Origin of the sequence: Turicibacter sp. H121 (genome assembly GCF_001543345.1) — a bacterium.
GTDB lineage: Bacteria > Bacillota_I > Bacilli_A > MOL361 > Turicibacteraceae > Turicibacter > Turicibacter bilis.
In genome coordinates this window covers 1,051,298-1,067,100 of the sequence record NZ_CP013476.1, presented here as the reverse complement: position 1 = coordinate 1,067,100, position 15,803 = coordinate 1,051,298, and the positions used below count along the sequence as shown (strand labels likewise).

General features: G+C 33.0%; 19 protein-coding genes. 14 read left to right on the top strand and 5 right to left on the bottom strand.

What is annotated here, in order from left to right; all coding sequences use genetic code 11:
• Window positions 1-40: 40 nt before the first annotated feature.
• On the bottom strand, window positions 41-328 hold the full coding sequence (locus AT726_RS05220; RefSeq protein WP_055242438.1) for a hypothetical protein: 288 nt from the start codon (window positions 326-328) through the stop codon (window positions 41-43).
• A gap of 208 nt (window positions 329-536) precedes the next feature.
• On the opposite strand from AT726_RS05220, the gene AT726_RS05215 reads away from it, so the two are divergent.
• The 4 genes from AT726_RS05215 (at window position 537) to AT726_RS05200 (ending at window position 4,156) form a co-directional block, all read left to right on the top strand.
• Window positions 537-980 carry a lecithin retinol acyltransferase family protein gene (locus AT726_RS05215; RefSeq protein WP_237297212.1) on the top strand — a complete coding sequence of 148 codons (444 nt, stop codon included), beginning with the start codon at window positions 537-539 and terminating at the stop codon, window positions 978-980.
• Window positions 981-1,380: 400 nt separating this feature from the next.
• Window positions 1,381-2,241 carry a hypothetical protein gene (locus AT726_RS05210; protein WP_068759187.1) on the top strand — a complete coding sequence of 287 codons (861 nt, stop codon included), beginning with the start codon at window positions 1,381-1,383 and terminating at the stop codon, window positions 2,239-2,241.
• An 18-nt stretch (window positions 2,242-2,259) separates the two neighbouring features.
• A complete protein-coding gene (locus AT726_RS05205) occupies window positions 2,260-3,120 on the top strand; it encodes a class I SAM-dependent methyltransferase (RefSeq protein ID WP_068759186.1) in 861 nt (286 codons plus the stop codon).
• A gap of 163 nt (window positions 3,121-3,283) precedes the next feature.
• Entirely contained in the window at window positions 3,284-4,156 is an 873-nt protein-coding gene (locus AT726_RS05200; RefSeq protein WP_070099778.1) for a hypothetical protein, read from the top strand.
• A gap of 58 nt (window positions 4,157-4,214) precedes the next feature.
• On the opposite strand, the gene AT726_RS12545 is transcribed toward AT726_RS05200, so the two are convergent.
• Window positions 4,215-4,304, bottom strand: a complete 90-nt coding sequence (locus AT726_RS12545; RefSeq protein WP_082411259.1) for a sporulation protein YjcZ — start codon at window positions 4,302-4,304, stop codon at window positions 4,215-4,217.
• Window positions 4,305-4,498: 194 nt separating this feature from the next.
• Between AT726_RS12545 and galU the strand changes: the two genes are divergently transcribed.
• The 7 genes from galU to folK all read left to right on the top strand — a co-directional run bounded on the left by galU (window position 4,499) and on the right by folK (window position 9,595).
• On the top strand, window positions 4,499-5,482 hold the full coding sequence (gene galU, locus AT726_RS05195) for a UTP--glucose-1-phosphate uridylyltransferase GalU (protein ID WP_055305056.1): 984 nt from the start codon (window positions 4,499-4,501) through the stop codon (window positions 5,480-5,482).
• Between the two features lie 122 nt (window positions 5,483-5,604).
• Entirely contained in the window at window positions 5,605-6,573 is a 969-nt protein-coding gene (locus tag AT726_RS05190; protein ID WP_068759185.1) for a hypothetical protein, read from the top strand.
• A gap of 51 nt (window positions 6,574-6,624) precedes the next feature.
• A complete protein-coding gene (locus AT726_RS05185) occupies window positions 6,625-7,044 on the top strand; it encodes a DUF3908 family protein (protein WP_055277653.1) in 420 nt (139 codons plus the stop codon).
• 138 nt (window positions 7,045-7,182) lie between these two features.
• The gene (gene rbr, locus AT726_RS05180) at window positions 7,183-7,785 is read left to right on the top strand and encodes a rubrerythrin (protein WP_055277651.1); all 603 of its coding nucleotides are present in this window, start codon (window positions 7,183-7,185) and stop codon (window positions 7,783-7,785) included.
• 98 nt (window positions 7,786-7,883) lie between these two features.
• Window positions 7,884-8,723, top strand: coding sequence for a dihydropteroate synthase (gene folP / locus AT726_RS05175; protein ID WP_068759184.1), 840 nt, complete (start codon window positions 7,884-7,886; stop codon window positions 8,721-8,723).
• 15 nt (window positions 8,724-8,738) lie between these two features.
• Window positions 8,739-9,101 carry a dihydroneopterin aldolase gene (folB, locus tag AT726_RS05170; RefSeq protein WP_068759183.1) on the top strand — a complete coding sequence of 121 codons (363 nt, stop codon included), beginning with the start codon at window positions 8,739-8,741 and terminating at the stop codon, window positions 9,099-9,101.
• Between the two features lie 11 nt (window positions 9,102-9,112).
• The gene (folK, locus tag AT726_RS05165; RefSeq protein ID WP_068759182.1) at window positions 9,113-9,595 is read left to right on the top strand and encodes a 2-amino-4-hydroxy-6-hydroxymethyldihydropteridine diphosphokinase; all 483 of its coding nucleotides are present in this window, start codon (window positions 9,113-9,115) and stop codon (window positions 9,593-9,595) included.
• A gap of 185 nt (window positions 9,596-9,780) precedes the next feature.
• Here folK and AT726_RS05160 read toward each other — a convergent pair whose 3' ends face one another.
• Together AT726_RS05160 and AT726_RS13575 are read right to left on the bottom strand one after the other, a co-directional pair.
• Window positions 9,781-11,013 carry a phosphodiester glycosidase family protein gene (locus AT726_RS05160; protein WP_144436957.1) on the bottom strand — a complete coding sequence of 411 codons (1,233 nt, stop codon included), beginning with the start codon at window positions 11,011-11,013 and terminating at the stop codon, window positions 9,781-9,783.
• A gap of 196 nt (window positions 11,014-11,209) precedes the next feature.
• Complete coding sequence (locus tag AT726_RS13575; protein ID WP_443079966.1) at window positions 11,210-11,299, bottom strand: hypothetical protein; 90 nt, start codon at window positions 11,297-11,299, stop codon at window positions 11,210-11,212.
• A gap of 459 nt (window positions 11,300-11,758) precedes the next feature.
• Here AT726_RS13575 and AT726_RS05155 point away from each other — a divergent pair, with 459 nt between their 5' ends.
• The 3 genes from AT726_RS05155 to dusB all read left to right on the top strand — a co-directional run bounded on the left by AT726_RS05155 (window position 11,759) and on the right by dusB (window position 14,640).
• Window positions 11,759-12,325, top strand: coding sequence for a manganese efflux pump MntP (locus tag AT726_RS05155; protein WP_068759181.1), 567 nt, complete (start codon window positions 11,759-11,761; stop codon window positions 12,323-12,325).
• Between the two features lie 24 nt (window positions 12,326-12,349).
• Complete coding sequence (locus AT726_RS05150) at window positions 12,350-13,306, top strand: calcium/sodium antiporter (RefSeq protein ID WP_068759180.1); 957 nt, start codon at window positions 12,350-12,352, stop codon at window positions 13,304-13,306.
• A 326-nt stretch (window positions 13,307-13,632) separates the two neighbouring features.
• Complete coding sequence (gene dusB / locus AT726_RS05145; protein WP_055242465.1) at window positions 13,633-14,640, top strand: tRNA dihydrouridine synthase DusB; 1,008 nt, start codon at window positions 13,633-13,635, stop codon at window positions 14,638-14,640.
• 33 nt (window positions 14,641-14,673) lie between these two features.
• On the opposite strand, the gene AT726_RS05140 is transcribed toward dusB, so the two are convergent.
• Window positions 14,674-15,714 carry a M42 family metallopeptidase gene (locus AT726_RS05140; protein WP_055242467.1) on the bottom strand — a complete coding sequence of 347 codons (1,041 nt, stop codon included), beginning with the start codon at window positions 15,712-15,714 and terminating at the stop codon, window positions 14,674-14,676.
• Window positions 15,715-15,803: the final 89 nt, after the last annotated feature.

Below are 15,803 nucleotides of genomic sequence, written 5' to 3'. Positions count from 1 at the left end.
AGCTACATGCTCTTTTTGAATTTATATGAGTAGTTAGTGATTACGCATTTTTAAATAAAAGAGGTGAAAAAATGATTTCATTATCGGTTTTAACTGGGTGATTTTTAAATAAAGATTTTAAGTAGGGATCTCTAGCTGCTATTTCTTCATTAATCAAAGGTAAGTCAGAGACGATTTGTGAAGATTCATCTTCAATTTCGAAGTAATAGCGGTGGACATTAATTGAAACATTGGGATAAAGCGAACGAACGCCTTCATAGATGGCGTGTTTATGATAGGTTAAATCAGTGGTAACGCAATATGATGGATCAACGAGTTGAAATCTCATACTCTTCCTCCTTTTTTAATTAATAGGGCTTTTTGATATCAATATATATGCTAGAAGGGTGTGTTTTATGAGATATTCTCATCATTTTTTTGAGCCAAATTTCATCAACTGACATATACTGTATTAACCATTGTATAGGGCGGTGAGAGTCTTGAGCAATAACAATAAACGGAATTCTTCTAATCGAGGATCAAAACCCTCTAGTTTATTGGAGAGCGTTCAGGATAAGCATCCAAAGGTTTATGGTGCATTTGATCAACTCAGTCGTATTGGGAGAACGATTGGCAATAAAATAGATAGTGATTTGAATCTTAGGATGAATCAACAATATATTCAATCAAAATATAATCTAGATTGCGCTGATCATATTTGCGTAAAAAGATTTCGTCCTACTCCGTATACCCATCATGGGTTATATTTAGGTTTTGGATTGGTGATTCATTATGATTTTAGTCATATCTGTATTGTATCGTTAGAAGAGTTTGCAAAGGGACAGCCTATTTTTACAGTAAATAGTCCCATCAAATATCCTAAGGAAGTTGTCATGTTACGAGCCTTAAGTCGATTAGGTGAAGAGAAGTATCATTTGATAACAAATAATTGTGAACACTTTGTACGTTGGTGTCGAAGTGGATCTGCTATTGATTTATAAACAGAAAGAGGAGATAATCCTCTTTTTTTGATGAAGATTTAAGGGAAATATCAAATCTGGGGATAAAACGCTATCGTTTTTTCGACAATCGATAGATGTTTAATTCGAAAATAGACAAAATATTATATTAAGCGATAAAGATTAGACAAAAATCAACGTTTAATTCTTAAATAATATAAAAAGTGGTAATAAAAATATTTATTTTTTTCCACATTATGTTAGAATATAGTTATGCACAATTTTGTGGATAGATTTCTTTATTTTTCGTCAAACTATTGATTTACTCGACGAAAATCGAGTTTTTATTTATCCACATAAGCAACTTTATTATGTAGATAGTATTGTTTATAAGTAGGGGATAGAAGTAGCTGTGTGAGTTTTAAAGGGGGATTTAGGAAATATGACATATACCATTTGTAATATTGATAAGATGATATTAACTTCAGTCACAAATAATAATTTAAAGATGGTCCCATATCAATCGCATCAGTATGATTTAGTATATATGTTTCAACGATATAGTCTAAATCCAGAAAGCTTTATACAATGGTTTATTAAAAAAATGAATTTAACGGGTAATGAAGTTGCCCTAGAGTTAGGGTGTTTTTCTAAAATTTATTGGACTCATAATTTGGAATATGCGCAGTTCTTTCAGAAATTATATTTAGTCGATGAGAAAATCGATAATATTTTACAAGCAAAACGAATTTTAAAAAACCATTCCAATATTAATATGACCTTACATCACAGTGAAGGATTAGATATTGAAAATCAAACGGTCGATTTAGTTTATTCAAGTAATTTGGATTTGAAACTAGATTGTTATCATCCGTCACTTTTATCAGAAGTGATTCGTGTACTTAAAGCCGATGGAACTTTTTATTATACACATATCTTAGAAGATTACTATGCCTCTATTTATCGTTTATTAGAAGAATATGACTTGAATTTATATGTAAATCAACTGCTATCACGACATCTCCAATCGAATATACAAGAAGTTGAACAATTGTTAGCTAGTACTTTTTCAACGATTGAGTCGAGCGAATATCAAACTCAATGGATGGTTGATAATGTGGATGATTTAATTGGGTTTATTTTATGTGATCCAGAGTTTAAAGATATTAAGAATCAAATTTTCAAATCGGGAATCTCTAAATTTAGAGCATTTTTACAAAACAAGATAGAAAAACTTGGGGGAATTTCTGTTATAAGGAGAGTTATCGTTATTTCTTGTACACAGAAGAGAATTTATAGCTAATACTGGGGGTTGGTTATTGTGTCTTTATTAAGTCAGAAGCATTTTAATAGGTCAGCTAAAAGAAATGTGAGTATGATGGAGAATCATGAATTGAAGATTTTAAATATGTTTATTAAATATATGGCGTACTATTCTGATACAGAACTTACTGCATTTACAGATTGGATAGAGAACAATACTAAGTTTGAATTATATCAAGATTTAAAAGTACTCCATATCGGAACATGTTTGAAGGAAGTATGGACGCACCAACTACAAGTTGAGAGATTTGAGATTGAAATTATTGATCAGTCATTACTGAATGTTAATGTTACAAAGAAAAAGTTGATGGATACAGGAATTAATATTTCTATTGGTCAAATGGAATATACTAATCTAATCTATGAAAGTTATACATTTGATCGTGTTTTTTCGAAAATTGCTTTTCAGCTTCAGAGTGCAGAACAACAAATTGAATCATTAAACGAAGCCAGTCGAGTTTTGAAGCCAACCGGCATTCATTATATTTTAGTAAATGAACAAAGTTTGATTAGTAGCTTATATCAATTAATGAATGAGTTCAGTAATGAATTTAATATTATTGATCCTTACCAAAAACATCAGATAGATATTGACCAGCAGTTAAAAATGCTTTATGAACAGATAGACGTGACAGAATATGAGGCGAATCATTTAATCCGTGACGTGAAGCAATGTATGTCTCTGTTTTTATCGTATGAGGATGAGAATTATATCAATTATATTGTGAAGCGTCATTTAGGAAAACAATTTAATGAATTTCTTGAAATGAAGTTTAAAACACAAGGTCCCATTATTTTAAAGAGAAAATTCAGACTATTTAAATGTAAAAATAAAAAAAATCAATTAAAGCAATTTTAGTAATCTGGTTATTTATAGTCATCATAAAAGGCTTTTATGACTAAGGCATTTTTGGTACTCTAGACATAGATTAATTAAAAATAATTATTTCCTCATTCAAATCGTTTTATCGATGCGAATGAGTTTTTTAGGCGCATCTTTTGCAGTGAAGGAGTCAACAGAGATGTCGAGATTAAAACGTTTGAACCATTGGGTGATAAACAATCGAAGTCGTATATGGATATTAATAATTATTGCTGTACTAATGGTAGGATGTATATTTGTTAGTAAACTTCCGCGTTATGTGGATATGTATAAATATATTTTAAATGCTGAAGTATCGCTGGATAATGATGATTTAAAAGGAGCTCTTCTTAGTTTTGAGAAAGCATATGAACTGGTTCCAACTGAATTATTAGAACAGGAGATTGAACGCTTGAATCAGTTAATTAAATCTAAATCCAATTTTTTAAGAGGGGAACAGGCTGAAGAAAGTCAAAATTATGAATCTGCCTATTACTACTATAATGAAGTAGATTCTATTGATGAAGAACGTTATTATCGGGCACAAGAGAAGTTACCGCAAATAGCTGAAAAGGTTGTTGAGAGTATTTATGAACAGGTTGAAAAATATTATGAGGAACATTTATATCTACTTGTTATTGGAAGACTAGAATCTGCTTTAAATTATAATATCCGAGTGGATGAGACATTAGAAAAAATTGACCAGTATAAAGACCTTTTATATAAATACTATATTGATAAAGCTCAATCAGAGGCGTTGACTTATTTTGATGATCCACTGTTTTATCAATTATTTATTACAAGTATTGATAATGCTTTAAAATATGCCATCACAGATGAGCAAAAAGAGTACGTCTTACAACTAAAAGATGAGTTAATAAAGACGAATATCGAACGTTATCTGATATTAGTGCAGGAATCTCATAAAATTGGAGATGAAATCGTGGCAAAGAAATATATTGAACAAATATTAAGTTTAGATGCCACCAATAAAGACGTCTTTCGTTTATTAGAAGAAATATCATTAGATTAATAAAAAAGGACTCTGTTAAACGAGTCCTTTATCACTTTTATAACTGAATTTTATCGGCTTAGAATCCACCATTACAGCAGCATGCGATAATTGCCAATAAAATAAATAAAACTAAGATAAAACAACAAGAATTTCCATTTCCAAACATAAATATTCACCCCACTTAAGTGATCGGTAGATTTACTACCTAATTTAATCTATGAATTTGGTGAGGATTGGTGAGTAAAATACATAAGAAATTTCATCAATTTAAATCTTTATAATAATTTTACAATGTGTAAGAATAAATTATGATATAATTGCTTTAGAAAAAGCGGTTAAAAGTGAAATGGAGATGAAATCATGCGTAAACCGGTGAGAAAGGCAGTTATTCCAGCAGCAGGATTAGGAACACGTTTTTTACCTGCAACAAAAGCACAACCAAAAGAAATGTTACCTATTGTTGATAAACCAACAATTCAATATATTGTCGAAGAAGCTGTAGCATCTGGAATTGAAGAAATTTTAATTGTTACAAGTTCAATGAAACGTCCGATTGAGGACCATTTTGATAAATCATATGAGCTGGAAGATACATTAGATAAAAAAGGAAAAACGGATATGTTAGAAATGGTTCAAGGAATTTCTAACTTAGCTCAAATTCATTATGTGCGCCAAAAAGAAGCCAAAGGATTAGGGCATGCAATTTTATGCGCAAAAACATTTATTAAAGATGAACCGTTTGTCGTTTTATTAGGTGACGACGTTGTTGTTAATGATGAAAATCCAGCTACGCGTCAATTAGTTCAAGCTTATAATAAAATTGGATGCTCAATTATGGGAGTTCAACGTGTACCTCATGAAGAGGTGTCGAAATATGGAATTGTCCGTCCATCTCAGTCTCATACACCAACCGAAAATGGTCGTATGGTGAAGTTAACAGGCATGGTTGAGAAACCAAAGGTAGAAGACGCGCCATCTGATTTAGCGGTAATGGGACGTTATGTCTTAACACCAGAGATTTTTGAAATGTTAGAAAATCAAGAGCCTGGTGCTGGAGGAGAGATTCAATTAACAGATGCAATTGACCGTTTAATGGATCGTCAAGCTGTGTATGCTTATGACTTTGAAGGTCAACGTTATGATGTTGGGGATAAGTTTGGATTTATCAAAGCAACAATTGATTTTGCTTTGAATCGTGAAGATTTAGGAAAACAAGTTCGTCATTATTTATTAAATGATATTGCACCACGTTTAAAAGCAGAATTAGAAACAGAACAAGAAGCAATTGAGCTAGTGACTGAAGAAGAAGTTTCTGAAGAAAAAACAGAATTATCGGTGGAATAGAAGAAGGGAAGTCCTCCCTTCTTTTTTTATGTTTTCGGAAAGCATTAACAAAAATAGACATCATCGTGCATATAATGTAATAGGAACCTAAAAGTTTAATTGATATAGGTGGGGTGAGAAATATGAAATTTAAAAAATCTATTTATAAAGCTGAGAAGTTATTAGATAGTTATCAACATGACCCTGATATTACATTATTGAATCCATTTAAAAAAGCAAGTAATGATATAGGAAGCAAAGGTTATTTATTGAATATTAAATATTTATATGTTTATCAGATGTTAAAAGCATCTGAAACATTACCTGATTGGTATGTCTCATTAGCAAAATCAAAGCTCAATCGGTTAGAGTCATATTTTAATTCATCGTTTCAAAATGTTCTTCAAGATGCAAGGTTAGAAACAGAGACCTTAAATAAGTTCTTAACTCAGCGAATTGCATGGATTTATCAAGGGAAATTCAGGGTTTATCCGACGACACCGCTCGATTATTTACCACTTCAATTGCGATTAAAAGTTTATGTTTTCTTATATCATAATGAGGAGGATGCTAAGGCTAGATGTCATTTGAGAAATCGAATTTCTGTAACGTTAGCAAAACTAGGACATCTAGAATTAGCCAACTTCTACAGTGTTTATAACTGGTTAATGGCACAAGATGTTATCAATACACATTTTGCAGAATCGAGTCATTTAAGACATAGTTTACACAGTCAAAAGTATGCCAGCCAATCTACGAAACGATTAGCTAAAGATGGACAAGATGTTACTATTATGACAGAGCTAAGTTACTACTACACTCAGTTATTGAATCCTAAAACCATGAAGTACGATCGTGCAAATGTAGCGACGATTGACTTAGTGGCATTGTATTATGATCAATATCCACAACTAGAGCAATTAAGCTTACCATTAAAAAACTATTTAAGAACGAAAGATAAAAAAGAATTTTATGAAAAAGTCGCTCAAAAACGAATGAAATTCATTCGAGATGTGGTTCATGTTCCATATACCTTAAAAGAACCAAAGCTGAGCCCTGTAAATCAAGATCAACTTGCTATTTATAATTACTTATTACGAATCACTGAATAAAAGCATGTCTACTCCCTTTTCGACATATGTTGTTGTGAAGGGAGTTTTTTTATGATTACGATTAGCCAGTTAAGAGAAAGTTCAATGCGTTATATTGATTCACAATCGATTGCGCTTATTTATATGTTAAAAGCTTTAGATGAAATCCTTATTTTAGATAATGAAATCCTCGTCTATCCTAAAAACTTATACTGTCGTGATGAGGATTTGATTCTTTATATTTTTACGCCAACCTATCAACTCATCACGATTACTTATGATTTAGAAGTGATTCGCGTAGTTACACGAAGTCTTCGTTATCTTGTGAAAAGTGAGTACCAATTAGCTGAGAATTGTCACCGATTAATCTTATCATTTGCTGATGATGAAATTATCTGCTTTCAACCGAAAAAAGATACGACATTACCGTATGTAAAAGAATTTAATTCACAGCTTGTACTGATTTGTAGATATTTACAAGAAAAATATTAATGAACAAAAAAATAGGAGAAAGCGAGTCCTTTTTGTGTGTGACTGATAGCAGATTAATTAAAGTTTGAATTTTTTTGAATAATCTTTTTTGAACCTCCCACAATAAAATTATCATTCAGATTAACGGAGGTTGGGAATATGGCATCTTTAAAAGGGACTGAAACACATAAAAATTTAATGAGAGCATTCGCGGGAGAATCGCAGGCTAGAAACCGATATACCTTTTATGCAGGGATTGCACAAAAACAAGGTTATCCATTAGTAGCGGATGTTTTTAATTATACCGCTGAACAGGAACGTATGCATGGAAAAATCTTTTTTGAGTATTTAGCTGAAGAGTTCAATGGAGAAGAAATTGAGATTGATGCGGCTTATCCTGTTGATTTATATCAAGAAAATACGGTGAAAAACTTATTAGCATCTGTCGCTGCCGAAAGTCATGAACATGAACAAGTTTATCCTACGTTTGCTAGAGTGGCAAAAGAAGAAGGATTTAATCAAATTGCAGCTTCATTTAATATGATTGCTAAAATTGAGGAAATACATAGTAAACGATTTGCGAAATTAGCCAAAGAGTTAGAGGATGACACGATGTTTAAAAAGGCAACTCCCGTTGCCTGGGAGTGTCAAGTTTGTGGGCATATTCATTATGGAGTAGCAGCACCGACTATCTGTCCAGTTTGTAAGCATCCAAAGGGATATTTCAAAGTACATGGAGAAGAGCTAACTGAACAAAAATAGGCATCGAGTAATCGATGCTTTTTCTTTATTTACTTCATGAAAAAGATGAATTATACTTATACTAAGTTATGGATATTGATGAAAAATGAGGGATTATGATGTGGCCAAGTGAAAAAAAGACATTAATTATGGGAATATTAAACACTACCCCAGATAGTTTCTCAGATGGAGGAAGTTATCAACATTTAGATGAGATTGTGGCTCGAGCTAAACAAATGGTAGCAGATGGGGCCGATATTATTGATGTCGGTGGTGAATCGACACGTCCGGGTTCAACTATTGTAGAACTTGAAGAAGAGTTAGCGCGTGTAATTCCTGTTATTAAACGATTAGCGAGTGAAATTGATGTGCCCATTTCAGTAGACACTTATAAAGCAGAAGTGGCAAGACAAGCGGTTGAAGCGGGAGCGACAATTATTAACGATATTGGTGGTGCTAAGTTTGACCCATTAATGCCAGAAGTTATGGCTCAAAGTGGTGCTTATGTTATTTTAATGCACAATCGTAAGCCGAATTTAAATGAAACAAATTGTATCACTACGATTAGTGGTGAATTAACAGAATATGAAGATATTGTTGATACAGTGAAAGCTGAGCTGAAAGAGTGTATTGATTTAGTGAAAGTAGCTGGAGTACCAGATGATAAAATTATTATTGATCCAGGAATTGGTTTTGCTAAAACTGTTGAGGGTAATATTGAATTAATGCAACGAGTTTCAGAATTACATGACCTAGGGTATCCAATTTTACTTGGTGTAAGTAAGAAAGGATCGATTGGACATTTACTTGGTGGGCTTGATGTTAACAATCGTACGGAAGGTACAATGGCAGCGACTTGCTTTGCTGTGAGTCAAGAAATTGAAATTGTGCGTGTACATGATGTACTTGAAAATTCGCGTGCAGCAAAAGTGATGCAGACCCTTTTAAATTATGTATAAAGTGAGGATATAAATATGGGAAAAATTATGTTGAATGATATGATTTTTATTACACGCCATGGGGCTTGTCCACATGAATATGAATTTGATCAAAAATTTAAAGTGGATGTATGGATGACAACAGATTGTGTCGTAAAAGCAGGAGCAGTTGACGCGTTAAATTTAACGATTAATTACGCAGATGCGTATGCTTTAGTTGAAGATGTGATGTATGGTGAACATGTTGATTTATTAGAAACGTTAGCTTATCGTATTGGAAATAAGTTAATTGAAACTTATCTATCAGTTGAGAAAGTAACAGTTGAGGTTCGTAAAATGCAACCACCCATCGCAAACTTTAACGGCACAGCTGCTGTTAGTTTAACAGTGACACGTTAGGAGCGATGAGAATGAATAAAGCCTATTTAGGACTAGGTTCAAACACGGGAGATAAAAAGCGTTATTTGTATGATGCGATTCAAATACTAAATCATCACGAACAAATAACGATTACGACGTTATCATCTTTGTATGAAACAGCACCATGGGGATATGTTGACCAAGATATTTTTATGAATTTAGTTGTTGAAATTGAAACGACGTTAGGTCCAATTGAACTATTGGATGTTTGTCAACAGATTGAAAATGAGCTGGGACGTGTACGTGAGTTTAAGTGGGGACCTCGTGTGATCGATGTGGATATTTTAATTTATAATGATGAGGCCATTGAGTGTGAACGTTTAATCGTGCCACATCCATATATGACAGAACGTGATTTTGTGATGATTCCACTAGCAGAGATTTGTCCACAGTTAGTTGTTAAAGAAAAAAAGGTACAAGATTGGGCACAAAATTTTAATCAAGAAGCCTTAAAAATTATTTCATCAAAATAAAAAGGAAGCCAAGGCTTCTTTTTTTGTGTTTTTGACTTAAACAGTCCAATTTTCTATGTAAAAGAGATGTTCTTAATTCATCACTTACATGGGTGGAGACTTTATTTTATTTATACAGATGATTGTTATTTAGTAAATAAATGGAGTTATGTAAAAAAAGAACTTTCATTTATGAGAAAGTTCTTTTAGAAATAAATCATATCGACCACTGAGCGCTCACTTCCATCAGAGGGAGTGTTAATTAATTTTCCTTGGAAGTAAAGGCTAGTCGATCCACCACCATCTAAGTTATAGGCAGTTTTGCATCCGAGATTTAAAAAAATTTGTTGAAGTTCATTTAAGGTCATTCCATCCGCACCTTCCATTCGCCCTTCAACAACAACAATCACATATCGATTATCATTGAGTTGACCAATTGCGGTTCTTGGATGACGACTTTTATCACTTAACTGAGTAGCTTGTCCATCTCGAATAAGAATAGGACCAAAAGTAAAGGTTTGCTCAATATTACCGGAATTAAATTCTTCTTCTGTATTAACAGTTGTAAAATTTAAATTGCCATCTGATTGTAAAGATAAAATTTCCTCTGTATAGCCAGAGTCAAGGCTAATAAGTTCTCCGTTGCGAACGACAGTTCCCATTGGTTTATTTGTTTTAGCATAAAAGCCTGAGGCGTTAATAGCAAGTACGGCATTTAAACGATTGGCCATAGAGGAGATAGTCTCCCGATTTCCATTGTACGTATCATTGGCCATCGCTCCTTTTAGGGGAGTGGTATCAGACGAAATCACTTCAGTGACCCAATAATGCTGATTTTCCGTTCTTGTTTCAACAAGTTTTACTTTTAAATCATCTTTAATATAAAAATGTTCGTTAATTTCATTATAATAGTTTTGGATTTTATCATGTTCTTTTTGAACTTCATTTTTTGCTGTCTCTAGTTCACTAGCTTTAGTTTGTGCCTCTCCAAGAAGTTTTCGATATTTTGTTTCCAGATCTACAACACTGAGTGGTCTTTCGGCGATATATTGTTCGTTTAATTTAGTTAGTTCATCTAACTGACTGCTCAAGCTACTAATATTCTGATTGAGTTGCTCATTTTGCTCAGTTAATGCTACAAGTTGACCTTCTTGAGATGTATTTTCATCTTCTAATGTTAGTTTTGTTTGTAGGGCTTCTTCTAGTTGTTGTTGCAGCGAATGATTAGCATCAATTAATGCTGTTTGGGCATGATGTTGTTGATCAATTGTTTGATTTTGTTGCTCGATTTTAGTATTTAACGATTTAATGAGTGTGCTTGTTTCGTAATAATAGTACGCGCATCCCCCAATAATTAAAGTTAAAATATTAAGTGTGATAATATTAAACCAAATCTTTTTTTGTTTATTTTGATAACGGCTCACAGCATTCACCTCCATATGATTTTCTCATTATACACTGTGAAGGCGACGAAAAAGTTGGATTTACGTCGTTTGAGTTGTAAAGAAGTCATAAGATTTTAGATAAATTAAAAAGCCCTCATCAAAAGAATGGAGGCTTTTACTTGCTAGTCTAAACTAATATTCTAGTAACTGAAGCGACTATGATACTGATGAACTTTAAATTAGGTTAGCCCTAGTTAATAACTAAGACCTTACTATCAATGACATATGGCATAAAGTTAGTGATTTTTTCAGATGATAAGTCATCAGCTAGACTATGGATATTAATTGAACGTAATTGACCTTGTGAATTTCTAAATTTACATGTTCAAGTAGTTGTTTCATTCATATTAAAATTTCCCTATAATAAGTTTAGATTGAAGTCGTTCAAGCTTGATCACCCATTCATGGCATAGATATAGCAGAATCTGTGAATTAGTGTGTTAAAATTGATATTTTTGTAAATACTAAGAATAGTCTCTTTAGATATTGGTATAATTTTCTTGATTTATAAAATCTAAATATAGTATAATAATCTCGTTATAATTAAATAACTCATTTAATGATGAGGGAGTAGTTGGCATCTTTGATGTGATTAAGTCAACAACCGCGAACTTAGTTTCTGGCTTAATATTAAATAACGAGACTCATACATAACAGCTTTTTTTGTTATGTAAGATTCTCGTTTTTTTATTGCGTACTTTTCTCAGCTTAAATGAAAAAATTAAATAGGAGGTCACTTATGGGACTTATTACATTGGTCTTTGTTGCGATTAGTTTAGCGATGGATGCTTTTACCGTAGCTATCGCAAAAGGGATTAGTTTGAAAGAGGCAAAACCCCACCAAGCCGTTAAAGTTGCATTATTCTTTGGTGGTTTTCAAGCATTAATGCCGTTTATTGGATGGGCTTGTGGACAAAGTTTTGAAAAATATATTCAAGCCTTTACGCCATGGATTGCTTTAATTTTATTATGTAGTATTGGTGGAAAGATGTTATATGAGTCTTTTCAAGATGATGAGGATGACGTTGAAGAGGGCAATCCATTAAGTACGAAATCTTTAATGATTTTGGCCATTGCAACGAGTATTGATGCATTAGCAGTTGGAGTGACGTTTGCCTTTTTAAATGTGAATATTCTTTGGGCGATCGCTTTAATTGGAGGAATTACGTTTGTCATTAGTTATGCTGGAGTCGTTCTTGGAAATAAAGTTGGAAAATATTTAAAAAATTATGCCGAGATTGTCGGAGGTATTATTTTAATTATTATTGGTCTGAGTATTTTCTTACAAAATACAATCTTAGGATAAAATTTAATAAAGGATGTGAGATAAATGAGTTATATTATCTTGGTTATTGGTTTCATTTTATTAATTAAAGGTGCGGATTGGTTCGTAGATGGCGCGTCTTCAATTGCAAAATCATTGAAAATTCCTAGTTTAATTATTGGATTAACCATTGTGGCATTTGGTACAAGTGCCCCAGAAGCAGCAGTTAGTATTACAGGAGCATTTGCAGGTGCAAATGATATTACAGTTGGGAATGTTGTTGGATCGAATATTTTCAATTTATTAGTTGTTGTTGGAGTAGCCGCCTTTATTTGCCCCTTAAATGTTAAACATTCCATTATTGCGAAGGAGTTTCCATTTGCAATTATGGGGGCTTTCGTTCTTATCGTTTTAGGATATGATTCAAAATATCATAATTATCCCGATAACGTCTTAACACGTGCAGATGGAATTATGTTATTAGTGTTACTTGGAATCTTTATGTACTATCTAATTGAATTAGCCTTAACCTCTCGTAAAAATGGTACGGATGAGGAAGAAGAGATTAAAACGTACTCAATGCCAAAAAGTATTGGATTATGTTTAGTCGGAATTGTTGGAATTGTTTTAGGTGGTGACTGGGTAGTTGATGCTGCTTCTGATATTGCCATTACCTTTGGAATGAGTCAAAGTATGGTCGGATTAACAATTGTAGCAGTGGGAACTTCACTTCCAGAGCTAGTCACATCAATTGTGGCAGCTCGTAAAGGTGAAAGTGACATTGCCCTTGGTAACGTAATTGGATCGAATATCTTTAATATTTTCTTCGTATTAGGTATTTCATCATTTATTCATGAAATCACAATTAATAATTCCGTCTTCTTTGATATGTTCATTATGTTAGCAGCGTCATTCATTACTTATGGATTTGCGGCTTCAAAACGTAAAATTAATAAACCAGAGGGTGCCTTCTTAGTGTTGCTTTATGTAGCATACATGGCATTTGTTATTTGGAAAGGATAAAAAGAGAGTGAGACTCTCTTTTTTATTTTGAGTGTGTTTGAGATAAAGGTTGAGGTTTCAAAACATGGATATGAATAACTGCTATATTTTGAAGTGATGGAGCGACAATTTAAATAAATTAGTATGTTTTAAAGAAATATAAACACTTTTTTAAAATAGATCTCAATAAAAAATATTACCTAGGTAATATTTCAAAAAGGATTGAGAAAGTTGCTTGGCTTGAAGTTTTCAATGGGATAAGGTATAATGATGATTTGAGATTTTGTGTCGAAATAATTTTGATTGATATATAGATGAATGAGAATTAAAAAGAAAGTGGTGAAAATATGACTTGGAAAATTCGTGAGATTGAAATTGATAACCCAGTTGTTTTAGCGCCGATGGCAGGTGTTTGTAATGCAGCGTTCCGTACGATTGTTAAAGAAATGGGAACAGGTTTAATTTATGCTGAGATGGTTAGTGATAAAGCTGTTGTTTATCAAAATAAAAAAACATTAGATATGCTTTATGTTGACCCAGCAGAACGTCCATTATCAATGCAAATTTTTGGTGCAGATAAAGAAACATTCGTTGAGGCAGCTAAATATGTTGATGCAAATTGCGATTGCGATATCATTGATATTAATATGGGATGCCCAGTTCCAAAAGTCACTAAAAATGAAGCGGGAGCTCGTTTATTATTGGAACCAGATAAAATTTATGACATTGTCGCAAGTGTCGTTGATGTATGTAAAAAGCCTGTTACGGTAAAAATGCGTACTGGATGGGACAAAGAGCACATTTATGCAGTAGAAAATGCACTTAAGATTGAGCAAGCAGGTGCAAGTGCCATTGCTGTTCATGGCCGTACACGTTCTCAAATGTATGAAGGAAAAGCTGATTGGGGAATTATCAAAGATGTTAAGGATGCAATCAAAACTATTCCGGTAATCGGAAATGGAGATATCAATTCACCTGAATTTGCGAAAAAAGTGTTAGAAGAATCAGGTGTGGATGGAATCATGATTGGTCGTGCCGCTTTAGGTAACCCATGGTTAATGAAACAAATCGTTCATTACTTAAAAACAGATGAATTAATCGCAGAACCATCAGCTGAAGAAAAATTACGCTTAGCAGTGGATCATATGGATCGTCTAATTGATTTAAAATGTGAAAAAGTAGCGTTACTTGAAATGCGTTCACACATGGCATGGTACATCAAAGGACTAGATGGGGCAACTCATGTTAAACGTATGGTAACAACGGTTAAAACACGTGAAGAAATGATGGATATTATTAATCGTTATCAAGCGTATTTAAATGGAGATAAATCAGCACGTTTAGTTGTTGAATAGTAAAAGGAGCCGTTAGGCTCCTTTCTTTATGGATTAAAATTTAATTTCTGTTAAATAAGCATGCAATAATTTCATCGTATTCGTACATCCATCAATATGTGTACGTTCTACACCGTGTGAGGCATGAACACCTGGTCCAATTAATGCAGCTTGAATATCATGCCCAGCACGAAGAGCAGCCGAGGCATCTGAACCGTAGAATGGATAAACATCGACCGCATAACCTAAGTCATATTTTTTAGATAATTCAATTAATTCAGATACCATTTGATAGTCGTAAGGTCCTGATGAATCTTTCGCACAGATTGAAACATCATATTCTGTACATGATAAATCTTTTCCGATACATCCCATGTCAACGGCAATCATACGATCGATACTATTTGGTAAGTGTGCGGCACCATGTCCGATTTCTTCATATGTTGAAATAATAAATTTGATATTGTAGTTTGGTTTTTTGTTGTTTTCTAATAAATATTTAAAAACAGTAAAGATAATTGAGACGCTAATTTTATCATCAATATGACGTGATTTAATAAATCCGCTGTCCGTGATAGTTGTTTTAGGATCAATAGAAATAAAATCACCATTTTGAATCCCAAGAGCTAGTGCATCATCTTTGCTATGAACGACTTCGTCTAAGCGAATCATTAATTCATCAGCTGTTTGACCTTTACGGGCACAATCTTCATAAACGTGCGAAGATGGGGAAGTGCTTAGAATTGTTCCTGTATATGTCTTTTGGTCGCGTGTATGAACTTTACAATATTCCCCTTGTAAGGTCATCATTTGATTCCCACCAATTGAAGTGATAGCTAATGTTCCATCACTATTGATTGAGCGAACCATTAAACCTAGTGTATCCACATGGGCAGATAAAGCTAAAGTTTTGTTTGAATCTTCACCCTCAAATTCAACGATTAGATTTCCTTTATTCGTTTTAAAGCTTTTCAGACCTAATTCATCAGCATAATTTTTAATTTTATCGATTACGATATGTGTGTAGCCACTAGGGCTTGGTGTTGTCAAAATGTCTTTAGCTAATTCATAAAAATATGAATAATCGAATGACATAAAAAATTCCCCTTTTCCGAATGATTTTCTTAATAGCCGTATAGATTCTGCTATTAAGAGTATTATACTATAATATGGAATATTTACAC

What these genes read in the sequence shown, in the direction of transcription:
- galU (WP_055305056.1), top strand. Translation starts at nt 4,499, where the DNA reads ATGCGTAAACCGGTGAGAAAGGCAGTTATTCCAGCAGCAGGATTAGGA.
- AT726_RS05140 (WP_055242467.1), bottom strand. Translation starts at nt 15,714, where the DNA reads ATGTCATTCGATTATTCATATTTTTATGAATTAGCTAAAGACATTTTG.
- AT726_RS12545 (WP_082411259.1), bottom strand. Translation starts at nt 4,304, where the DNA reads ATGTTTGGAAATGGAAATTCTTGTTGTTTTATCTTAGTTTTATTTATT.
- dusB (WP_055242465.1), top strand. Translation starts at nt 13,633, where the DNA reads ATGACTTGGAAAATTCGTGAGATTGAAATTGATAACCCAGTTGTTTTA.
- folK (WP_068759182.1), top strand. Translation starts at nt 9,113, where the DNA reads ATGAATAAAGCCTATTTAGGACTAGGTTCAAACACGGGAGATAAAAAG.
- rbr (WP_055277651.1), top strand. Translation starts at nt 7,183, where the DNA reads ATGGCATCTTTAAAAGGGACTGAAACACATAAAAATTTAATGAGAGCA.
- AT726_RS05190 (WP_068759185.1), top strand. Translation starts at nt 5,605, where the DNA reads ATGAAATTTAAAAAATCTATTTATAAAGCTGAGAAGTTATTAGATAGT.
- folP (WP_068759184.1), top strand. Translation starts at nt 7,884, where the DNA reads ATGTGGCCAAGTGAAAAAAAGACATTAATTATGGGAATATTAAACACT.
- AT726_RS05200 (WP_070099778.1), top strand. Translation starts at nt 3,284, where the DNA reads ATGTCGAGATTAAAACGTTTGAACCATTGGGTGATAAACAATCGAAGT.
- AT726_RS05160 (WP_144436957.1), bottom strand. Translation starts at nt 11,013, where the DNA reads ATGGAGGTGAATGCTGTGAGCCGTTATCAAAATAAACAAAAAAAGATT.
- AT726_RS05185 (WP_055277653.1), top strand. Translation starts at nt 6,625, where the DNA reads ATGATTACGATTAGCCAGTTAAGAGAAAGTTCAATGCGTTATATTGAT.
- AT726_RS05220 (WP_055242438.1), bottom strand. Translation starts at nt 328, where the DNA reads ATGAGATTTCAACTCGTTGATCCATCATATTGCGTTACCACTGATTTA.
- AT726_RS05150 (WP_068759180.1), top strand. Translation starts at nt 12,350, where the DNA reads ATGAGTTATATTATCTTGGTTATTGGTTTCATTTTATTAATTAAAGGT.
- folB (WP_068759183.1), top strand. Translation starts at nt 8,739, where the DNA reads ATGGGAAAAATTATGTTGAATGATATGATTTTTATTACACGCCATGGG.
- AT726_RS05210 (WP_068759187.1), top strand. Translation starts at nt 1,381, where the DNA reads ATGACATATACCATTTGTAATATTGATAAGATGATATTAACTTCAGTC.
- AT726_RS05155 (WP_068759181.1), top strand. Translation starts at nt 11,759, where the DNA reads ATGGGACTTATTACATTGGTCTTTGTTGCGATTAGTTTAGCGATGGAT.